The sequence below is a fragment of the Pantoea sp. genome (assembly GCF_039594315.1).
Lineage (GTDB): Bacteria > Pseudomonadota > Gammaproteobacteria > Enterobacterales > Enterobacteriaceae > Pantoea.
Genome location: NZ_JBCNNP010000004.1, coordinates 167,112 through 182,079 on the forward strand (window position 1 = coordinate 167,112; position 14,968 = coordinate 182,079).

At 51.0% G+C, this 14,968-nt stretch carries 19 protein-coding genes and 1 pseudogene; 9 read left to right on the forward strand and 11 right to left on the reverse strand.

All coding sequences use genetic code 11. The annotated features are described in order from the left end of the window. Positions 1–237: 237 nt before the first annotated feature. Together fliE and ABDW13_RS05260 are read left to right on the forward strand one after the other, a co-directional pair. Complete coding sequence (gene fliE / locus ABDW13_RS05255) at positions 238–549, forward strand: flagellar hook-basal body complex protein FliE (RefSeq protein WP_343551379.1); 312 nt, start codon at positions 238–240, stop codon at positions 547–549. A 59-nt stretch (positions 550–608) separates the two neighbouring features. Next, positions 609–1,316: a YnfC family lipoprotein gene (locus ABDW13_RS05260; RefSeq protein WP_343551380.1), complete on the forward strand. Its 708-nt coding sequence runs from the start codon at positions 609–611 to the stop codon at positions 1,314–1,316. A gap of 52 nt (positions 1,317–1,368) precedes the next feature. Here ABDW13_RS05260 and ABDW13_RS05265 read toward each other — a convergent pair whose 3' ends face one another. The 4 genes from ABDW13_RS05265 to ABDW13_RS05280 form a co-directional block, all read right to left on the reverse strand. Then, positions 1,369–2,172, reverse strand: a complete 804-nt coding sequence (locus tag ABDW13_RS05265; protein WP_343551381.1) for a hypothetical protein — start codon at positions 2,170–2,172, stop codon at positions 1,369–1,371. Continuing rightward, positions 2,160–3,167 carry a hypothetical protein gene (locus ABDW13_RS05270; protein WP_343551382.1) on the reverse strand — a complete coding sequence of 336 codons (1,008 nt, stop codon included), beginning with the start codon at positions 3,165–3,167 and terminating at the stop codon, positions 2,160–2,162. The genes ABDW13_RS05265 and ABDW13_RS05270 overlap by 13 nt, the downstream gene beginning before the upstream one ends. Before the next feature lie 186 nt (positions 3,168–3,353). Further along, the gene (locus tag ABDW13_RS05275) at positions 3,354–4,556 is read right to left on the reverse strand and encodes a diguanylate phosphodiesterase (RefSeq protein WP_343551384.1); all 1,203 of its coding nucleotides are present in this window, start codon (positions 4,554–4,556) and stop codon (positions 3,354–3,356) included. A 118-nt stretch (positions 4,557–4,674) separates the two neighbouring features. Beyond that, complete coding sequence (locus ABDW13_RS05280; RefSeq protein ID WP_343551385.1) at positions 4,675–5,322, reverse strand: S24 family peptidase; 648 nt, start codon at positions 5,320–5,322, stop codon at positions 4,675–4,677. 139 nt (positions 5,323–5,461) lie between these two features. Between ABDW13_RS05280 and ABDW13_RS05285 the strand changes: the two genes are divergently transcribed. The 4 genes from ABDW13_RS05285 to ABDW13_RS05300 all read left to right on the forward strand — a co-directional run bounded on the left by ABDW13_RS05285 (position 5,462) and on the right by ABDW13_RS05300 (position 7,024). Continuing rightward, positions 5,462–5,848: a hypothetical protein gene (locus tag ABDW13_RS05285; protein WP_343551386.1), complete on the forward strand. Its 387-nt coding sequence runs from the start codon at positions 5,462–5,464 to the stop codon at positions 5,846–5,848. Continuing rightward, entirely contained in the window at positions 5,832–6,161 is a 330-nt protein-coding gene (locus ABDW13_RS05290; protein WP_343551387.1) for a hypothetical protein, read from the forward strand. Before ABDW13_RS05285 ends, ABDW13_RS05290 begins: the two co-directional genes overlap by 17 nt. A gap of 82 nt (positions 6,162–6,243) precedes the next feature. Next, entirely contained in the window at positions 6,244–6,606 is a 363-nt protein-coding gene (locus tag ABDW13_RS05295; protein ID WP_343551388.1) for a hypothetical protein, read from the forward strand. 151 nt (positions 6,607–6,757) lie between these two features. Further along, on the forward strand, positions 6,758–7,024 hold the full coding sequence (locus tag ABDW13_RS05300) for a hypothetical protein (protein ID WP_343551389.1): 267 nt from the start codon (positions 6,758–6,760) through the stop codon (positions 7,022–7,024). A gap of 20 nt (positions 7,025–7,044) precedes the next feature. Here the strand turns inward: ABDW13_RS05300 and ABDW13_RS05305 are convergent, their stop codons facing one another. Next, a complete protein-coding gene (locus ABDW13_RS05305; protein WP_007891408.1) occupies positions 7,045–7,284 on the reverse strand; it encodes a DinI-like family protein in 240 nt (79 codons plus the stop codon). Between the two features lie 64 nt (positions 7,285–7,348). Between ABDW13_RS05305 and iraP the strand changes: the two genes are divergently transcribed. Then, positions 7,349–7,642: an anti-adapter protein IraP gene (gene iraP / locus ABDW13_RS05310; protein ID WP_343551390.1), complete on the forward strand. Its 294-nt coding sequence runs from the start codon at positions 7,349–7,351 to the stop codon at positions 7,640–7,642. Between the two features lie 193 nt (positions 7,643–7,835). On the opposite strand, the gene ABDW13_RS05315 is transcribed toward iraP, so the two are convergent. From ABDW13_RS05315 to ABDW13_RS05325, 3 genes are all read right to left on the reverse strand, one after another. Continuing rightward, a complete protein-coding gene (locus tag ABDW13_RS05315) occupies positions 7,836–8,159 on the reverse strand; it encodes a DUF6388 family protein (protein WP_343551391.1) in 324 nt (107 codons plus the stop codon). 143 nt (positions 8,160–8,302) lie between these two features. After that, entirely contained in the window at positions 8,303–9,592 is a 1,290-nt protein-coding gene (locus tag ABDW13_RS05320) for a sugar ABC transporter substrate-binding protein (protein ID WP_343551392.1), read from the reverse strand. A gap of 9 nt (positions 9,593–9,601) precedes the next feature. Then, positions 9,602–11,146 carry a methyl-accepting chemotaxis protein gene (locus ABDW13_RS05325; protein ID WP_343551393.1) on the reverse strand — a complete coding sequence of 515 codons (1,545 nt, stop codon included), beginning with the start codon at positions 11,144–11,146 and terminating at the stop codon, positions 9,602–9,604. A gap of 207 nt (positions 11,147–11,353) precedes the next feature. Between ABDW13_RS05325 and yedD the strand changes: the two genes are divergently transcribed. Next, entirely contained in the window at positions 11,354–11,821 is a 468-nt protein-coding gene (gene yedD / locus ABDW13_RS05330; protein WP_343551394.1) for a lipoprotein YedD, read from the forward strand. A gap of 96 nt (positions 11,822–11,917) precedes the next feature. Here yedD and fliT read toward each other — a convergent pair whose 3' ends face one another. From fliT to fliD, 3 genes are read right to left on the reverse strand one after another with little or no spacing between them, the layout of a single operon-like run. Continuing rightward, positions 11,918–12,271 carry a flagella biosynthesis regulatory protein FliT gene (gene fliT, locus ABDW13_RS05335; RefSeq protein WP_343551395.1) on the reverse strand — a complete coding sequence of 118 codons (354 nt, stop codon included), beginning with the start codon at positions 12,269–12,271 and terminating at the stop codon, positions 11,918–11,920. Next, complete coding sequence (fliS, locus tag ABDW13_RS05340) at positions 12,271–12,678, reverse strand: flagellar export chaperone FliS (protein ID WP_343551396.1); 408 nt, start codon at positions 12,676–12,678, stop codon at positions 12,271–12,273. Before fliS ends, fliT begins: the two co-directional genes overlap by 1 nt. Before the next feature lie 12 nt (positions 12,679–12,690). Further along, positions 12,691–14,115, reverse strand: coding sequence for a flagellar filament capping protein FliD (gene fliD, locus ABDW13_RS05345; protein ID WP_343551397.1), 1,425 nt, complete (start codon positions 14,113–14,115; stop codon positions 12,691–12,693). Positions 14,116–14,454: 339 nt separating this feature from the next. On the opposite strand from fliD, the pseudogene ABDW13_RS05350 reads away from it, so the two are divergent. Further along, positions 14,455–14,968: pseudogene (locus ABDW13_RS05350) on the forward strand (flagellin FliC); the annotation flags it as partial.

Sequence of the window (14,968 nt, forward strand, 5' to 3'; positions counted from 1 at the left end):
ATTCCTGCCTGAAATTATTAGTGGTGACAAAACGAACTCCCTGAAGACTTCCCCCCAAAGTCAGGGGGAGGTGAAAATTAAATTCCACTTAATGGCAGGCATTATTTGTTGAAACGTGTCACTTCGATGGCTGGATAAGCCGGGTTTTTTGCTGTCATTTAGCGCCTTTGTCCTATTGACACTGTGTTAACTTTCTCATCGTGAAAATTTAATCCCTTCTTCAATGAGGTACAGGTAATGTCGATTCAGGCGATTGATGGTGTGTTGCAGCAGCTACAAATGACGTCATTGCAGGCCAGCGGTAAGCAGGTTGAGACCGGCAATCAGGTGGATTTCGGTGCCACGATGAAAGCCGCGTTAGACAAAATCAGCGACACGCAAAACGCCGCACGCACCCAGGCGCAGGATTTTGAAATGGGCAAACCCGGTATTCAGTTAAATGATGTGATGGTCGATCTGCAGAAATCCTCTATTTCGATGCAGATGGGCATTCAGGTGCGCAATAAGCTGGTATCGGCTTATACCGACGTGATGAATATGCAGGTGTAGTTTGCTATCGCTTACGGGTATAGTTCAGCGCGGTAACATTAAGAGAAGAGGATTCTCAGGTGAAGAAAACCCTGCTGTTTTTAAGCGCCGTTGTCCTGCTGTCAGGATGTAATAAGGATGAAGCGAACTATTACCCGCAAATGAAAAACTTTGCCTATCTCTATCAGTTCGAAGCGTTGCCGGGCAAAGTGAAAAGCACCCATCAAACGCTGTTTGCCGAAGATGGCGAGCAACTGTTCGAAGTGAATGCCGATTTCGATAAACAGGGCTGTTTGCAGCATGTTAAATCGGTAGATAAAGAAGGTAAGGTAATTGAAGTCTCGCGTAACGGCGATCAATTAACCGGCAGCGAGAACGGTCAAAACGTGGTGGTGACGCTGGATAAACACTGCACCATGGTGAAGAAAGTTACGCCGACGCTGACGGTGGATATTAGCTATAACCCGCAAGGATTGGTGGAGAAGCTCTCCTCGCCGAATACCGATGTAGCCTTCAATCTGGCTTATAACAGCGCGGGCGAAATGTCGGTGTTGAGTATTACCAAGGCAGGCGAAGAGGTATCGCGCGCCACGGCTGAGCGTTCTTCTGATGTGAAGAAAATATCAGATGTGGTGACCACAGTTAAAAGCAATAACCAAACTAAAATCGTTAGTAATACCTGCAAATATAAAAATGATATTCCTTATTATTGCGACATTGTTACCACCGATAATGAAGGTAAGGTGCTGGCTAAGCAGCATGGTAATATTGAAGTTGTGTATTATTAATTAGGATTAACGATTAAGAAGACGATGAAATACGTCTTCTTTGTGTCCGTAATTACGCCAAGTCCGCCATATCTTCTGGCGCTGTTTCAGGTTCATCACTGATGAAACTACTGTGCAAGCGTGCGATTAGCTCGGCCAATGTGCCGCGAATACCAAAGGCTTTGAGGTCGATTGATTCATTTGCAAGCCGCTCAATAAAATGCGTCATATCCTGGAATAACGTTGCTGGCAAAATCACCGGCTCGCCGGATAATAATCCCACCAGTCGCAATACATCATTGCGATGCTTGCTGATATCCCGACTATCGACTCTTTCTCCCTGGCTTTTTCGCTGCGATAAATCAATCCAGGCTTTCGCTTTGAAAGGTATCAAACGATCAGCGTGAATAAAAGCCAGCCCACTATCATCAGCGTATTGCCGCCCTGACATTAAGAATGCGTAATAATCCTCATCAAGTAGAATTGCTGATAGGCTGGATATATCCTCCTCGATGGGAATCGGCGTCAGTGTTGCTTCTTCAGTTAACGCTAATCCTTCAGGCGTGCGGGAGAAGAGTTCTAACTGATAGGGATAATCTGGGTTCTGCGGTTTTAAAAAACGATAACAATTAGGCTTTTGCCCGCCTTTTTCCCGGATTTCATAGTTTCCTTCCTGAATGAAATGCCAAAAGTGCGCCGCGAATGCAGGTGATAACATCTCAATCACCAGTACAATATCTAAATCCTTAGTAGCCCGGAAATCCAAACCCGCTTCTTCCATTGACAGGCTTGAAGCAACCCCGCCAATCAGCACGTAATGCTGTTGCCAATCTTTGAAATGCTCAGCAAATCGCTGTAATCCTTTTATTTCAACCATGCCATTTCTCCCATCATTTCATCCAGAGCAATTTGGATTCGCTCATCCTTGTTATCTTTAAGGCTTAGGAATAGCGAAAGTGGATCTGCAATTTGTTTCTCTTTGATGGGATTTGGATAAGTCCACAATTCCACCATCGCCCGCGTTTCATCAATAGATTCTGTTTCGCGCAACTCGTTTTGTTTGAGCATGTTAGAAAAACACTCTTGTGTCATGCCATATATTGGCTTCACCGGCTCTACCAGCAAACTGTATTGCGCCAACGCCGTTTCTCCTGCCCAAAAAATATCCTCACCAGTTGTTAACGTTATATTGATAGCGACAGCGCGTTTGACCGGCGAGCGCATCAAAGGCAAGATTTTTTCGTAAACATCTTTTTTCGAGGCGGTGAAATGGTAAGTGCGCGCTTTTTCTCCGCGAGTAAGGATATCGAGCGCCAGCATCTGATCAATCACCTTTGACAGTGTCACACGGCTATAATCAACGCCTTGTGCCAGTTGTGATGAGGTATAGGCTTGGCTTAACGACCAGCTCCGATTCAGACAAGCAATTAACACTGCCTGTGTGGCGGGGAATAGCGTGTCGAACTCTTTGCTGATGCGATGTTGGCGGTAAGCTTCCCGGATATCCAGAGCCAGTTCCGGAATGAAGAGTTGCGTATGCGGTTGGATGAAATTGATATGATGCGTTACCAAGCTTTTACGATCGGCGGCAGACAAAGCGTGGTTTACATACACCAGCGGCTCATTTGTCACCTTATGAATTTGATTAAGATGTTTGCGCAGCGCCACAATGCCGGGATAGGCCTCTTCTTTCTGCACAATTAACAACACATCAAAGATATGTTGCTCCGTAAGCGTTAACCGCATACCGATCAGTTGATACATGTCTTCAATAAAGAAAGGCAGCGGAAGTGCGGCTAATTTGCGAGTCGACGCTTTGAGGCCCACCGCGTCTTCCACATAGCTTTTGATCTGCTCCACTATTTTTGTCATCGCAAGACACCATGTAAACCATTTTTTTCAATGTAAACTTCATTGGTTAACATGTCAAAAATAGGTTTACTTAGTCGATGTTGAATGGCAAACAAGAGGCTGACAGGGATGGGTCACCATAAATTTCGACCCTACAAAGGATTAGCGCGTTTTTCGTAGGGTGCGCATTAATGCGCACCGAAACGCTTACTTAATTTCCGGCCATGCGACTGCCGGGAAGCCATTCAATAACGGATGCGCAAATAAGTAGCCTTGGAACTGACTAATACCTGCCGCCTCTAACCACATCCACTCTTCGGCTTGCTCGACACCTTCGGCAATCACCGCGATTTCCAACGATGCGCAGCATTTGATGATGGCGTGCATGATAGCCTGTTTCGGACCGCTTTTGTGCACATCACGAATGATCTGCCGATCAATCTTAATTTTGTCCGGCTGGAAGGTTGAAAGCAGCGACAAACCGGCAAAGCCCGCACCAAAATCATCCAGCGCCAAACTGATGCCCGCCGCTTTCAGTTTTCTCACTTCTGCAGCAAATTCATCGGTGCGCGAAATGATTTCGTTTTCCGTGACTTCAACAATCACCTGTTGCGGAATCAAACCATTAGCGGCGATTTCTTGCAGCAGGATATCCACCGCATTCGGCACGGTGACCAACGACATCGGTAGCAGATTGATCGACAAACGCTGATCGCCGATGCCCAATTCACGTGCCAGCTTGAATGCCTGACGTTTAGATTGGATATCCGCCAGATAAATTTCATCGCCGCTAAACGCCGAAAAATAGGCTTCCGGTGATCCACCTTCTGGCGTACGAATCAGCGCTTCAAAAGACGTCACGCGGCGCGCGAAAGGATCAATGATCGGCTGGAAAGCAAAACTGCAATCTTGCGTGCTGTCCGGCTGAATAGTGACGTCCGCTTCTTCAGCAAGAAATTCCCACATGTTGGCTGGCGGGATTTCAAAGTAGTTCTCTTTGTCACGCGCCACCACGAAGGTGCGCAGGAACTGCAATGCGCGATCTTTGTAAGTGAGCTGATAACGCGAAGTGCCTTTATCCAACACCGCTTGCAGCACGGTGTCTTTGTCATGTTCACGCAGGTCAAACAGCTCCATACCGACTTTGCCAAAACGGCGTGCTGGTGCGAAGTCGTGCATCAGTTCTACCAGATTGTGATGACGTGCATCCTGGCAGATGCGGTCATAAATTCCCTGAACCGCATCACGTGGCCCTTCCAGCAGTTGGAAAAAATGCAGGCCATCAAACAGTAAGATGCCGGTGACATCGGAAGAACTGTTTTTGTTATTGGCTTTAGCAACCATATCTTCCAGCGTTTTGATCGGCACATGGTCATGCAAATGGCTGCGATAAAGGATGGTGGTGAGCATAGCGATTGTCCGGCAGTTTTTTAATTTTGCCGGTACATTAGCAGGCCGCCGCCGGGATGTGCCAGCGCTTCACGCACTTTGCATAAACTTTTTTTAAAATAACAGGTTAAGCGCAGCGCTAATGGGTGCGATATCGACGTAATTCCATTAGCGTGCCTATTATTTCCAATCCCGTTTGCGCCGAATGCAACTGAGGAAAATCATCATTGAGCGGCCGTAACGAAAAGTGTTGCTCATCATTATGCTGATTTTGCAGCCGATAAATGCGTACCAGCGCCACGCCTGCATGTAATGCCAAAACCACGTCACCTGGTTGGGGTTGCAGCTGAGGATCAAAAATCAAAACATCGCCAGCGCGATAATCCGGAAGCATCGCCTGATCCTCCACCGTGATCGCCAATGCCGCTTCGCTGAGTGGGCTGTCGCTGTAGAGAAAACGGGTTGCCTGTTGTTGCAGCAACAGACGTTGCTCACTTAACCACGCCGATGCTTGCGCCAAACTTATCAATGGCACCGTCGCAACCGGTGCTGCACGTGTTGCGGCCGTAAATACCTCGCCATCGCCATCAATAATCCATGCCGCAGTACATTGCAGCCATTCAGCTAGCCGTAACAGGTTCTCACCGCGTGGCACAGTTTCCTCTTTTTCCCATTGCGATACAGCCACATGCGACACGCCAATACCTTTTGCCAACGCTTGCTGAGTCAATTGCAGCGCTTTACGGCGTGAGCGGATGCGCTCACCGGAAGATTCTTTTTTCATCATCTTGACATCTCCTCAAAGATTGACTTAAGTATACTTAAATTCATTAATTAAAGTAAACTTAAATTTGGGCGCTGGCCACATAACAGGATAGAGGGTCAGCGTGCTTCTGGAACACAACCTTTTAACCTGGAGGTGCAGCATGGAAGGGAGTTTAGTCACCAGCGTCGGTGCGTTGCTGCTTGGCGGCGGCGCAGCAGCTGTGTTCTGGAAACCGTTGATGGCGGGCATCGCCGCGATTGTGACCAGCAATCGGGCCGGCGGTGAAATCATTACCAGCTACAAGGAGCAGGTGATGCTGCTGAAAGAGGGGCATGAGCTGATGCGTAAGGAGAACAATGAGTTACGCATCCGTCATGATAAAAACCTGCGGCGCATTTCATCGCTGGAAACCGATCTGCGGCTGATCAAAAACGCGCTGAGCATTTTGCTGGCCACCACAGAATCCGATCACAGCGAGAAGTTTCGTAATCAGGTCAACCAACTGATTTCCACTCTGGAGGAGAGTCGTGATGACGCAGATAAATAGTGAATACGTTGTAAAAAACCATCGGCGACAACTGTTCCTCGGCGGCTTCCTGCTGATGTTGTCACTGATGTGCGTGGCAATGACGGTGCTGTTTTTGTTTGTCAGTAATAACGCCAACCGGCGCGTCGAGGATATCCGCCAACAATATCGGACGATATCCGAGAGACGTGAAGCGCGCGTCGCCGAACTGACTCAGCAACTGGTGACATTGCAAAACAAACTCGATGGATTACCCAAGCGCGCTGCCAGCAATCCGGCAGGCAATGCGCCAGCGGCAGAGGGAGAGAAATCGCCATCTCAACCCAAGCGGTAAGGAGGGCAACATGAGCATGACCCAGCGGATCGCAGCCACGCTTCAACGACTGTGGTCTTTATTGAGTAAGAAGGAGAACGTTATGAGCGATCAAACTGTTATCGACCCAAGCACCACCAACGTGGCAACTACACCGGTAGCCTCATCACCGGCTGAGGATTTTGCCAATGAAATCGCGGCGTCTAACGCCACCACAACCGCGCCAGCCACTGCGGCAGCACCAGCAGCATCAACCGCGGCTGTGGCTGCACCCGCTGACGTGGCGACGCCAGTGGCAGCCGATGCGGTGCCGACGGCTGCGTCAGCGGTTAATGCAGTCAATCAGGACATTTCAGGAGGGGTGAAAGACTTTTCTCAGGCGTTTAGCTTTGTTGAGCAAGGCGTACTGAAGTTAGGTGATGCAGCCAAAGATGAACTGATTGCACTGGCGAGGAAGTATCTGTAATGCATCATCACTCGCCAAGGGGATAAGGATGTTCCCTGTTAACCGTAAATCGCTACTTCCGATTATTCCTAAGGCGGCTTCGCTATTTTGTACTACCTTTAATCATTCAAGCGTTATTTAAACTGGCTTATTAAGCGAAAAGGAAGATAGCATGAGTGATACAGAAACTGTAAAAAGCAAAACTGACTACTTGCGTGATGTCACCTCCCAGCTTAAAGAGATGCGCCACTATGCGCAGACCAATACCGAGACGCTTTCCAGCCACTGGCTGGCGTTTGATGCGGGTGAGTATAAAGACAAAGAGAACGCAGAGCGTTTTGATGTGCTGCTCAACAAGCAGGGCAAACTATTAGATGATATTGATCAGGCGATTCAGGATCTGGAAATCGCCGTCAATCATGCCGAGCAGGAAAGCTAATTCTGCAACGCGCTGGTGGCTTAATCGGCCACCAGCCACATTTCCGCTTCATCGAACATCTCTTCCACAATCCGCGCAATCGTCGCTTTGTCGTTCTTACTCATATCGGTATCAATCGCATTCCGCTCCATCGGTTTGACGCGTACCTCAATATCGGGAAACACCCGCTGTACACGCTTTTCCAACTCCTGCAAAATCATTTCGCGTGCGCCCGGTAATCCGGCCACATTGCGCTTATCGTAAATCAACTCCACAAACATCAACGCATTCCATTCAACGGATCGGGTGCGGCATGATACTGTAAATAAATACAGGGGTAAACCTATGCGCCAACTGGTTATCGATATATTGCTGAAAATGGCAAAAATGGATGTGGAAGCAAAAGAGTTGGTGGCGCAGGTTGAAGCGCAGTCGTTGCTGATTGCGGCACTGCTGATTCAGGCCAAAGAGGATAATTCGCTAACCATTACTGACACGGTGCAGGATGCGATTGTTACGGCGTCGCGCGCATCGCAGGAATTTTTGCAGTCGGATGTCGATCTGCTGCTGACGCACATTAATCGCCTGTTGGCAGTGGCCAGTTATATCGAAGTGAAGGGGATCGAGCGGGAAGGGTGAAAAATATTACCTCTGGAAGTGAAATCCAGCAACACTTCCAGAGGCGGTGCAACAGCACCATTCGTTCAAGGACAATCTACGACTTACGTCGTGAGGGTTAAGTTATACAACTTGAGCGAACTTGTACAACTTTTTCGTGGTCAATTTGTGTGGTTGGAGCTGTATCCTCGATACATTTTCAGTACCGCAGTCCTCAGAGTTCATTCTTAATGCAGAACTCTTCCCACGTCATCCCCAACGCTTCCGCATGAGATTTTAGATATTTTTCAATGGCATCGGCTGCAACGGCTTTATCGGGTTCCGCTAGCTGAATGGAAAACAACATGCCATCTAACTTCTTCTGGCGCAGAAACGCGGCGTAAATGCGTTCCGCGTGCCACGCGCGCAATTCGTTCAACGATAAGTTGGCCTGGCGCGCATCACTCTCGGTGAGTTCATCTAAAGCCGCCTGGAAATCGGGGTGCGCGGCAAAGAACATGGTGCGCGCCTGAGCGTAATACTCTTCTGGGGTTTTCATTCGGGATTCCTGCATATCAACTTGCGCGCTAGTGTAACGTGCGTTGCCCATGTTGTCAGGATCGCATACGTTCGGTCATCATAAATGGCGACCCTACAAGGGATGTAAGGTGCGCGAGAATACGCACCTTACGAAACGTCCGATCAATGCAACTGCTGATAAATCCGTGCAACGTCCTGCTGATTCTTCGCCAGCGTTTCATCCAGCGTCAGCTTGCCGCTCAGCATATCGGCCAGATTCTGCCCAACGGCGTTACCCATCTGATCAAATCCCGGAATGCTGACGTACTGCACGCCCTGATACGGCACCGGATTGAGCGTCGGCTGCTCAACGGTGGCGGAATCAATCGCAGCGCGTACCTGCGCGGCATACGGCGCTAAACGCTGATAACTGGCCTGCTGATAAGTGGAGTTGCGACTGCCCGGCGGCACCGCGCCCCAGCCAACGGTATCTGCCACTTGCTGGATGTACTGCTTTGACGTCGCCCAGCTAATAAAGGCGGTTGCCGCCTCGCGATTCGGCGTGTTGGCTGGCACTGCCAGCGCCCATGACCACAACCAATTCGAGCCGTTACGCGTGATGCCGCCCGGTGCAGGCGCGAATGCCAGCTTATCCGCCACCATGGAAATTTGCGGATTCACCAGCAAACCGGCGGCGACGGTGCTGTCGATCCACATCGCGCATTTACCTTGGGCGGTGAGACGCAGAATCTGGCCGAAACTGTTTTTCACCGTATCCGGCGGCCCATCCTGCTTCACCACCTGCAAATAATCGCCCAGCGCTTCACGCCATTCCGGTGAGTTCAATGTCGGTTGCCAGTTCTCATCAAACCATTGCGCACCATAGGCATTCGCCATAGTGGTGAGAAACGCCACGTTATCGCCCCAGCCCGGCTGTCCGCGCAGGCATAATCCATAAATGCCTTTCTGCGGATCGGTGAGTTTGGCAGCAAAGTTTTTGATATCGGTCCAGTCGGGATCGGCGGGCATGGTTAAGCCTTTCTCGGCGAACAGATCTTTGCGGTAATAGGTCATGCTGCTTTCACCGTAGAACGGCAGCGCGTACAGCGTGTTGTGCCACGACAGCGCTTTGCGCACCGGCGCGATCAGATCATCGCTATCGTAATCGGCAGGCAGCTTATTTAGCGGAGCCAGCCAACCTTTTTCGCCCCACAGTGGCGCTTCATAAGTACCGACGGTAATGACATCGAACTGCGCTTGGCCGCTGTTCATCGCCGACAGCACCGCTTGTCGCAGCGCGCCGTCGTCCATAACATGCCATTGCAGCTTGATGTCGGGATGTTCTTGTTCATAGCGCGACGACAGCTGCTGCATGATGGTCATATCGCCATTGGCGATGGTAGCAATATTCAGCGTGGTCGCCGCCTGGCTCAGCAGCGGCAGGGCGGCAAACAAAGCGAGAAGTTTTCGCATCATCGCTCCTTAGCGTGCTTGCAGGCGGAAGAAGGACATCTTCTCGACCAGCAATCCGGCATGTTCGCTGACGGTCTGGCTGGCGGCGCTGGCTTCCTGCACCAGCGAGGCGTTCTGCTGGGTAGCGCCATCCATCTGGATCACCGCGGTGTTGACCTGCTCAATGCCGCTGGATTGCTGGCGGCTGGCGATGGCGATTTCACCGACGATATCCACCACGCGCGCCACGCCGTGATTGATGTCATTCAACATCGCGCCAGAACGTTGTACCAGCGCGCTGCCGGCTTCCACTTTGCCAACGCTGGCATCGATCAACGCTTTGATCTCATGCGCGGCACCCGCCGAACGTTGCGCCAGTTGACGCACTTCAGAGGCGACGACGGCAAATCCGCGGCCTTGTTCGCCTGCGCGTGCGGCCTCAACTGCGGCATTCAGCGCCAGCAGGTTGGTCTGGAAAGCGATCTCATCAATCACCCGGTTAATGTCGGCGATACGCTTGCTGGACGATTCGATCTCCTCCATCGCGCTCACCGCATCACGCAGCACGCTGCTGCCACGTTCCGCCTGTTGGCGTACATCGGTGGCGAGTTCGTTGGCCTGCGCGGCGTTATCGGCATTGTGTTTCACCGTGGCGGTCATCTGCTCCATGCTGGCGGCGGTTTGCTCCAGCGAGCTGGCCTGCGAATGGGTACGTTCGGAGAGATCGTCATTGCCGTCCGCCATTTGACGCGCGGCATCGCTCAACGCGCTGGCGCTTTCGCCGACATCCCGTACGATCTCCGCCAGACGCACATCCATACGCAGCAGCGATTGCATCAGTTCGCCCATCTCATCACGCGATACTGCGCCGATGTCATGATTCAATTCACCGGCGGCGATCGATTCGGCCAATTCACGCGCTTGCCCAATTGAACGGTTAATCGATCGAATCAGCAGCCAACCGGCAATCAACGCCACGCTCAAGCCGCCGAGCAGAATCACAATCAGGCTATTGCGCGCCAATTGGTAATCGCTGTTGCTCTGTTGATAGGTGAGTTCCGCATGCTGACGCATCAGCGCATCCAGCTGATCGATATCCTGTTGCAGCAACTGGCTGCCACTGCGCAGACGGGTTTCAATCACCACCAGCGCCGCCGAAGGATTGCCGCTTTTCAGCAGGTCACCGGCTTCTTTTAATGCGCTTTGCCAGCTATCAAGATGGGTGATGAATTGCTGGCTTAATGGTTTGGTTTGCGCATCGAACGACAGCTGTTGCCAGGTGTGGCGATCTTTCGCGATCTGCTCGCCGTATTGCGCCATACGCGCCAAACGTTTTTCTACTTCGCTGCTGTCCGTCCAGTAGCGCAGCGCATCAAACAGAGTAGACGATTGCTCCTGCACCATGCGGTACAGGCGGGAAGAGTATTGCAGCGGTAACAGTTCATTTTGATAGGCGTTTTGCGCCCGTTGGTCGGCAGCGCGCAATCCAATGATTCCCCAGATGGCGGCAACAATCAGTAAAATGCACAACAGGCTGACGATCGATGTCAGACGCGCGCGAAGGGTCAATCGCATAACGGTGTTCTCCGTAACGAAGGTGAGTGTAGTGTCGGTAATTATTGTTATTGCAGGTTCTTTTAACTCCAGAAGAGTTATCGGCGTAGAAGCGGGTGGCTTGAGGGTTTTATCCGGCGGGGAGCGGCAAAAAACGCGCTGTACCTTGCGTAACTCACTGGAAAAATTATAACGTAGCCGCCATTGACGCGAGTGTAGGGATTAAGAATGAAAAAGTGGATGATACTGGCCGCCATGGCGCTGAGCGGTTGTGCGCAGATCAGCAATTATGAAGCTGCGGTGAAAACCCCGGCCCCGCTGGAGCTGCAAGGCAACTGGCAAACCGTCGGCCCGCAGAGCAAGTTAATCAACGAGCAAGCGATGGGCAGCCTGATTATCGGTGCGCAGGGCGATACGCTGGATTGCCGCCAGTGGCAGCGCGTGATTGCTAAACCAGGAAAACTGACACGTTTGGGTGATGATTGGGTCAACGTGACGCGTCAGGTGCGCGTGATGCCGCTGGAGCTGGAGAATGGCGAGCTGCATTATGATGGGTTAAAACTGCGTAAAGTGGATCGCCCAACCGTTGAGTGCCAGCAGGCGTTGCAAGAAGTGGCGAAGCGCCCGAATGAGGCGGTGATTCAGGACATCGAGCCGCAGATTATGCAGCCGGTTTCAGTGCCGACGCAGAAGTGATTTTCCCAGGTCGCCATTTAGGGTGACCTGGCAATCCCAAAACAAAAACGGGTGAGAAGCTGACTTCTCACCCGTTTTTTATTCAGCTAAACAACCTTAATTCTGCGGCAAGAACACATTACCTTGCTTGCCGTAGGCGCTCATCACCGATTTCTGCATCGATGATTGACCGACCAGCTGTGTCAATTCGTCCATGCGCAGTTGCAGCAGACGTTTGACTTCACTCTCATTATCGAGAATATGGCGCAATACCGGGCGCAGCTGTTCTTGCAACTGGCGCGACGGTTCCGCAGCTTCGGTTGTTTGTGCCAGCCTTTGCACCGCACTGACGTAATCCACTTCCTTGGTAATCAAATCATCCCATTCGCCTTCTGCTGCCAAACGCAGCATTCCGTGGCTGAGATCGAGTAACTGTTGGTAAACGGTGATCAGTTGCGGTGCAATAGTCATTAAACGGCGTCCTGAAGGTGTTGAGGTTGTACGACTTCTTTCCAGGCATCAGCGATATTGCGCAGAAGACCTTCAACTTCTTCTAGGGCTTCGACGTCATTACGCAGATTGGCCTGTACCAGACGGCGAACCATGTAGGCATACAGCCCTAACAGGTTGTTAGTGAGGTCATCACCTGATTGCTCATCGAGGCCTTGTTTCAATCCGCCTTCGATGATGTTAATGGCCTTGGAAATCGAGTTACCTTTTCCCTGGATATTGTTGTCCTGCATAAACAGGCGGGCGCGGACCAGTGCGCTGATGGCGCCATCAAACAACAGCGTAATCAGCTGCTGCTGGTTGGCGCTCATCACTGAACTTTCCACCCCAATTTTTGCGTAGGCTTGGGTGCCTGAAGCGCTGTACATGGTCACTCCTTACTATTTAGAACTGCTGCTCGACGTCATGTTGTCGAACTGCTGAGTGAGATAAGAGCTGGTGCTGTTCAACGAGCTCATGGTGACGTCGAGTTGGGTAAACTGGGTCTTGTAACGCGCAATCATCGCGTTGATACGCGTGTTCATGTCGTTGTACTGCTGCGTCAGGTTGTTCAGCGTTTTACTCACGCCGTCTTTCGCTGACTGAATGCTGCCGGTTGATGACAACCAGCTGGTCAGATTGGTCGCCAGCGTGGTGGTGATGCCGGTGGTTTTGCCATCGCCAACAATCATCTGCTTGATGCCGGATGGATCTTTGGTCAGTTCGGTTTTCAGCTTGTCCGAATCCAGCGTCAATTCACCAGTAGTCGGATCGGATGTAATGCCGATCTGCGCCAGGGTTTTGTAGCTGGATGAGCTGGAGCTGTTAGTCAGCATGCTCTTGATCTGGGTCTGAATGCTACGCAGCGTGCTGTCGCCGACTAATGCGCCGTTGCTGGAGTCTTGCGTGTCTGAACCGACATCCACTGCAGTGTACTTAGTCAGGCTGGTGAACTGATCCAGCAAATTGTTGTAGGCATCAACAAAGTTAGAAATTGCGGTGGTGGCTTTCGAGGTGTCCTGGGTGATGTTCAGCGTTTGGTTGCCGCTGGTGACATCATTCAGGTTCAGCGTAATCCCTTCCAGCGCATCACTGATGGTGTTGGTGCTGCTGGTGATCGCCACGTTGTTCACCGTCAACTGCGCATCTTGCGCGGCAACGCTCACATCCAGCGGGTTATCCGCATCGGTCTTGGTCGAATCAAAACCGACAATACCTTGCAGTGTGTCATCGCCTGTTACCGTAACCGAAGAAACCGCATTGGCTTCACCAGTTTTAGAGGCGGTCAGCGACAAGCGATACGCGCCGTCACCGGTTTTGATGATACTGGCGCTGACACCGGCGTTGGCGCTGTTAATCGCGTCACGCATACCGGTCAATGACGTTTGGTCGCTGGTCAGGGTGATGTCTTTGCTGGTGCCATCGGTCAATTTAATCGTCATGGTACGGCTGGCATCGGAGCTGCCCAGCGCGGTGGTGTTGCTGGTTTGCACGCCTGATGTCAGGGTTTGCGCCTGCGCCAGCTGCGTCACGCTAACGGTGTATTTACCGGCGACTGGGCTGCCAGAAGTGGTGGCGCTAAACGCTGTGGTACTGCTAGTGGCGCTGGTGGCGCTGAACAAGTCGGCACTGTTTAACGCGGTATTGGCAGTCTGGAAAGAGGTTAATGCGCTGGAAAGGGTGCCATAGGCGCTGAGTTTTGCGGTATACGCCGTCTGCTGATTAGAAATCGGCGTCAGAGACGCTTTTTCAGCGGTCGTTAAGCTATCCAGAATAGAACTAAGATCGAGGCCTGAACCGATACCGAGGGTAGAAATTGTGGTCATGTTGTTTCCTTTCTATGTCGACACGGAGAATCAATACCGCGGGTTATCGGCTCTTTATGGGCAAAGTTTAGAATTATTTACCAGCCACCAATAAAGCGAATAAGACATATAGAGAAGGGCAATTCGGGCGCTAGAAAAAATCATCAAGTGTGGCTAAAGAAGTCTGCGGGTAGGGCGATAAAGATAAGCGTGACAGGTTGAAGGGAAAATTTTTCACCTGGTACTAAAAAAAATCTAAAGGTTGTTTAAGGGCAGACGATAACAACTTTGACGGCGCTGAAGCCGGCGGGTTGAAGCCCACACCTTAACCGAAAGACTTGATTAACAGGAATATTTATCATGGCCCAAGTCATTAATACCAACAGCCTCTCGCTGATCACACAGAACAACATCAACAAAAACCAGTCTGCGCTCTCTACTTCTATTGAGCGTCTGTCATCTGGTCTGCGCATCAACAGCGCAAAAGACGACGCAGCAGGTCAGGCAATTGCCAACCGCTTCCAGTCTAACATCACCGGTTTGACTCAGGCTGCTCGTAACGCCAACGACGGTATCTCTGCTGCGCAGACTACTGAAGGCGCACTGTCTGAAATCAACAACAACTTACAACGTGTTCGTGAACTGACTGTACAGTCTCAGAACGGCACTAACAGCCAATCTGACCTGGACTCAATTCAGGACGAAATTAAATCACGTCTGGACGAAATCGACCGCGTATCTGGTCAAACTCAGTTCAACGGCGTGAACGTACTGTCTAAAGACGGCTCCCTGAAAATTCAGGTTGGCGCGAACGATGGCCAGACCATCTCTATCGACCTGAAGAAGATTGACTCTTCTACTCTGGGTCTGAACG

Bases quoted from the DNA above. Each gene is read 5' to 3' on its own strand.
- ABDW13_RS05270 (WP_343551382.1), bottom strand. From the start codon at position 3,167: ATGACAAAAATAGTGGAGCAGATCAAAAGCTATGTGGAAGACGCGGTG.
- ABDW13_RS05325 (WP_343551393.1), bottom strand. From the start codon at position 11,146: ATGCGATTGACCCTTCGCGCGCGTCTGACATCGATCGTCAGCCTGTTG.
- ABDW13_RS05305 (WP_007891408.1), bottom strand. From the start codon at position 7,284: ATGTTTGTGGAGTTGATTTACGATAAGCGCAATGTGGCCGGATTACCG.
- yedD (WP_343551394.1), top strand. From the start codon at position 11,354: ATGAAAAAGTGGATGATACTGGCCGCCATGGCGCTGAGCGGTTGTGCG.
- ABDW13_RS05285 (WP_343551386.1), top strand. From the start codon at position 5,462: ATGGAAGGGAGTTTAGTCACCAGCGTCGGTGCGTTGCTGCTTGGCGGC.
- ABDW13_RS05300 (WP_343551389.1), top strand. From the start codon at position 6,758: ATGAGTGATACAGAAACTGTAAAAAGCAAAACTGACTACTTGCGTGAT.
- ABDW13_RS05275 (WP_343551384.1), bottom strand. From the start codon at position 4,556: ATGCTCACCACCATCCTTTATCGCAGCCATTTGCATGACCATGTGCCG.
- ABDW13_RS05280 (WP_343551385.1), bottom strand. From the start codon at position 5,322: ATGATGAAAAAAGAATCTTCCGGTGAGCGCATCCGCTCACGCCGTAAA.
- ABDW13_RS05315 (WP_343551391.1), bottom strand. From the start codon at position 8,159: ATGAAAACCCCAGAAGAGTATTACGCTCAGGCGCGCACCATGTTCTTT.
- ABDW13_RS05320 (WP_343551392.1), bottom strand. From the start codon at position 9,592: ATGCGAAAACTTCTCGCTTTGTTTGCCGCCCTGCCGCTGCTGAGCCAG.
- fliT (WP_343551395.1), bottom strand. From the start codon at position 12,271: ATGACTATTGCACCGCAACTGATCACCGTTTACCAACAGTTACTCGAT.
- ABDW13_RS05265 (WP_343551381.1), bottom strand. From the start codon at position 2,172: ATGGTTGAAATAAAAGGATTACAGCGATTTGCTGAGCATTTCAAAGAT.
- fliE (WP_343551379.1), top strand. From the start codon at position 238: ATGTCGATTCAGGCGATTGATGGTGTGTTGCAGCAGCTACAAATGACG.
- ABDW13_RS05290 (WP_343551387.1), top strand. From the start codon at position 5,832: ATGACGCAGATAAATAGTGAATACGTTGTAAAAAACCATCGGCGACAA.
- ABDW13_RS05295 (WP_343551388.1), top strand. From the start codon at position 6,244: ATGAGCGATCAAACTGTTATCGACCCAAGCACCACCAACGTGGCAACT.
- fliS (WP_343551396.1), bottom strand. From the start codon at position 12,678: ATGTACAGCGCTTCAGGCACCCAAGCCTACGCAAAAATTGGGGTGGAA.
- fliD (WP_343551397.1), bottom strand. From the start codon at position 14,115: ATGACCACAATTTCTACCCTCGGTATCGGTTCAGGCCTCGATCTTAGT.
- iraP (WP_343551390.1), top strand. From the start codon at position 7,349: ATGCGCCAACTGGTTATCGATATATTGCTGAAAATGGCAAAAATGGAT.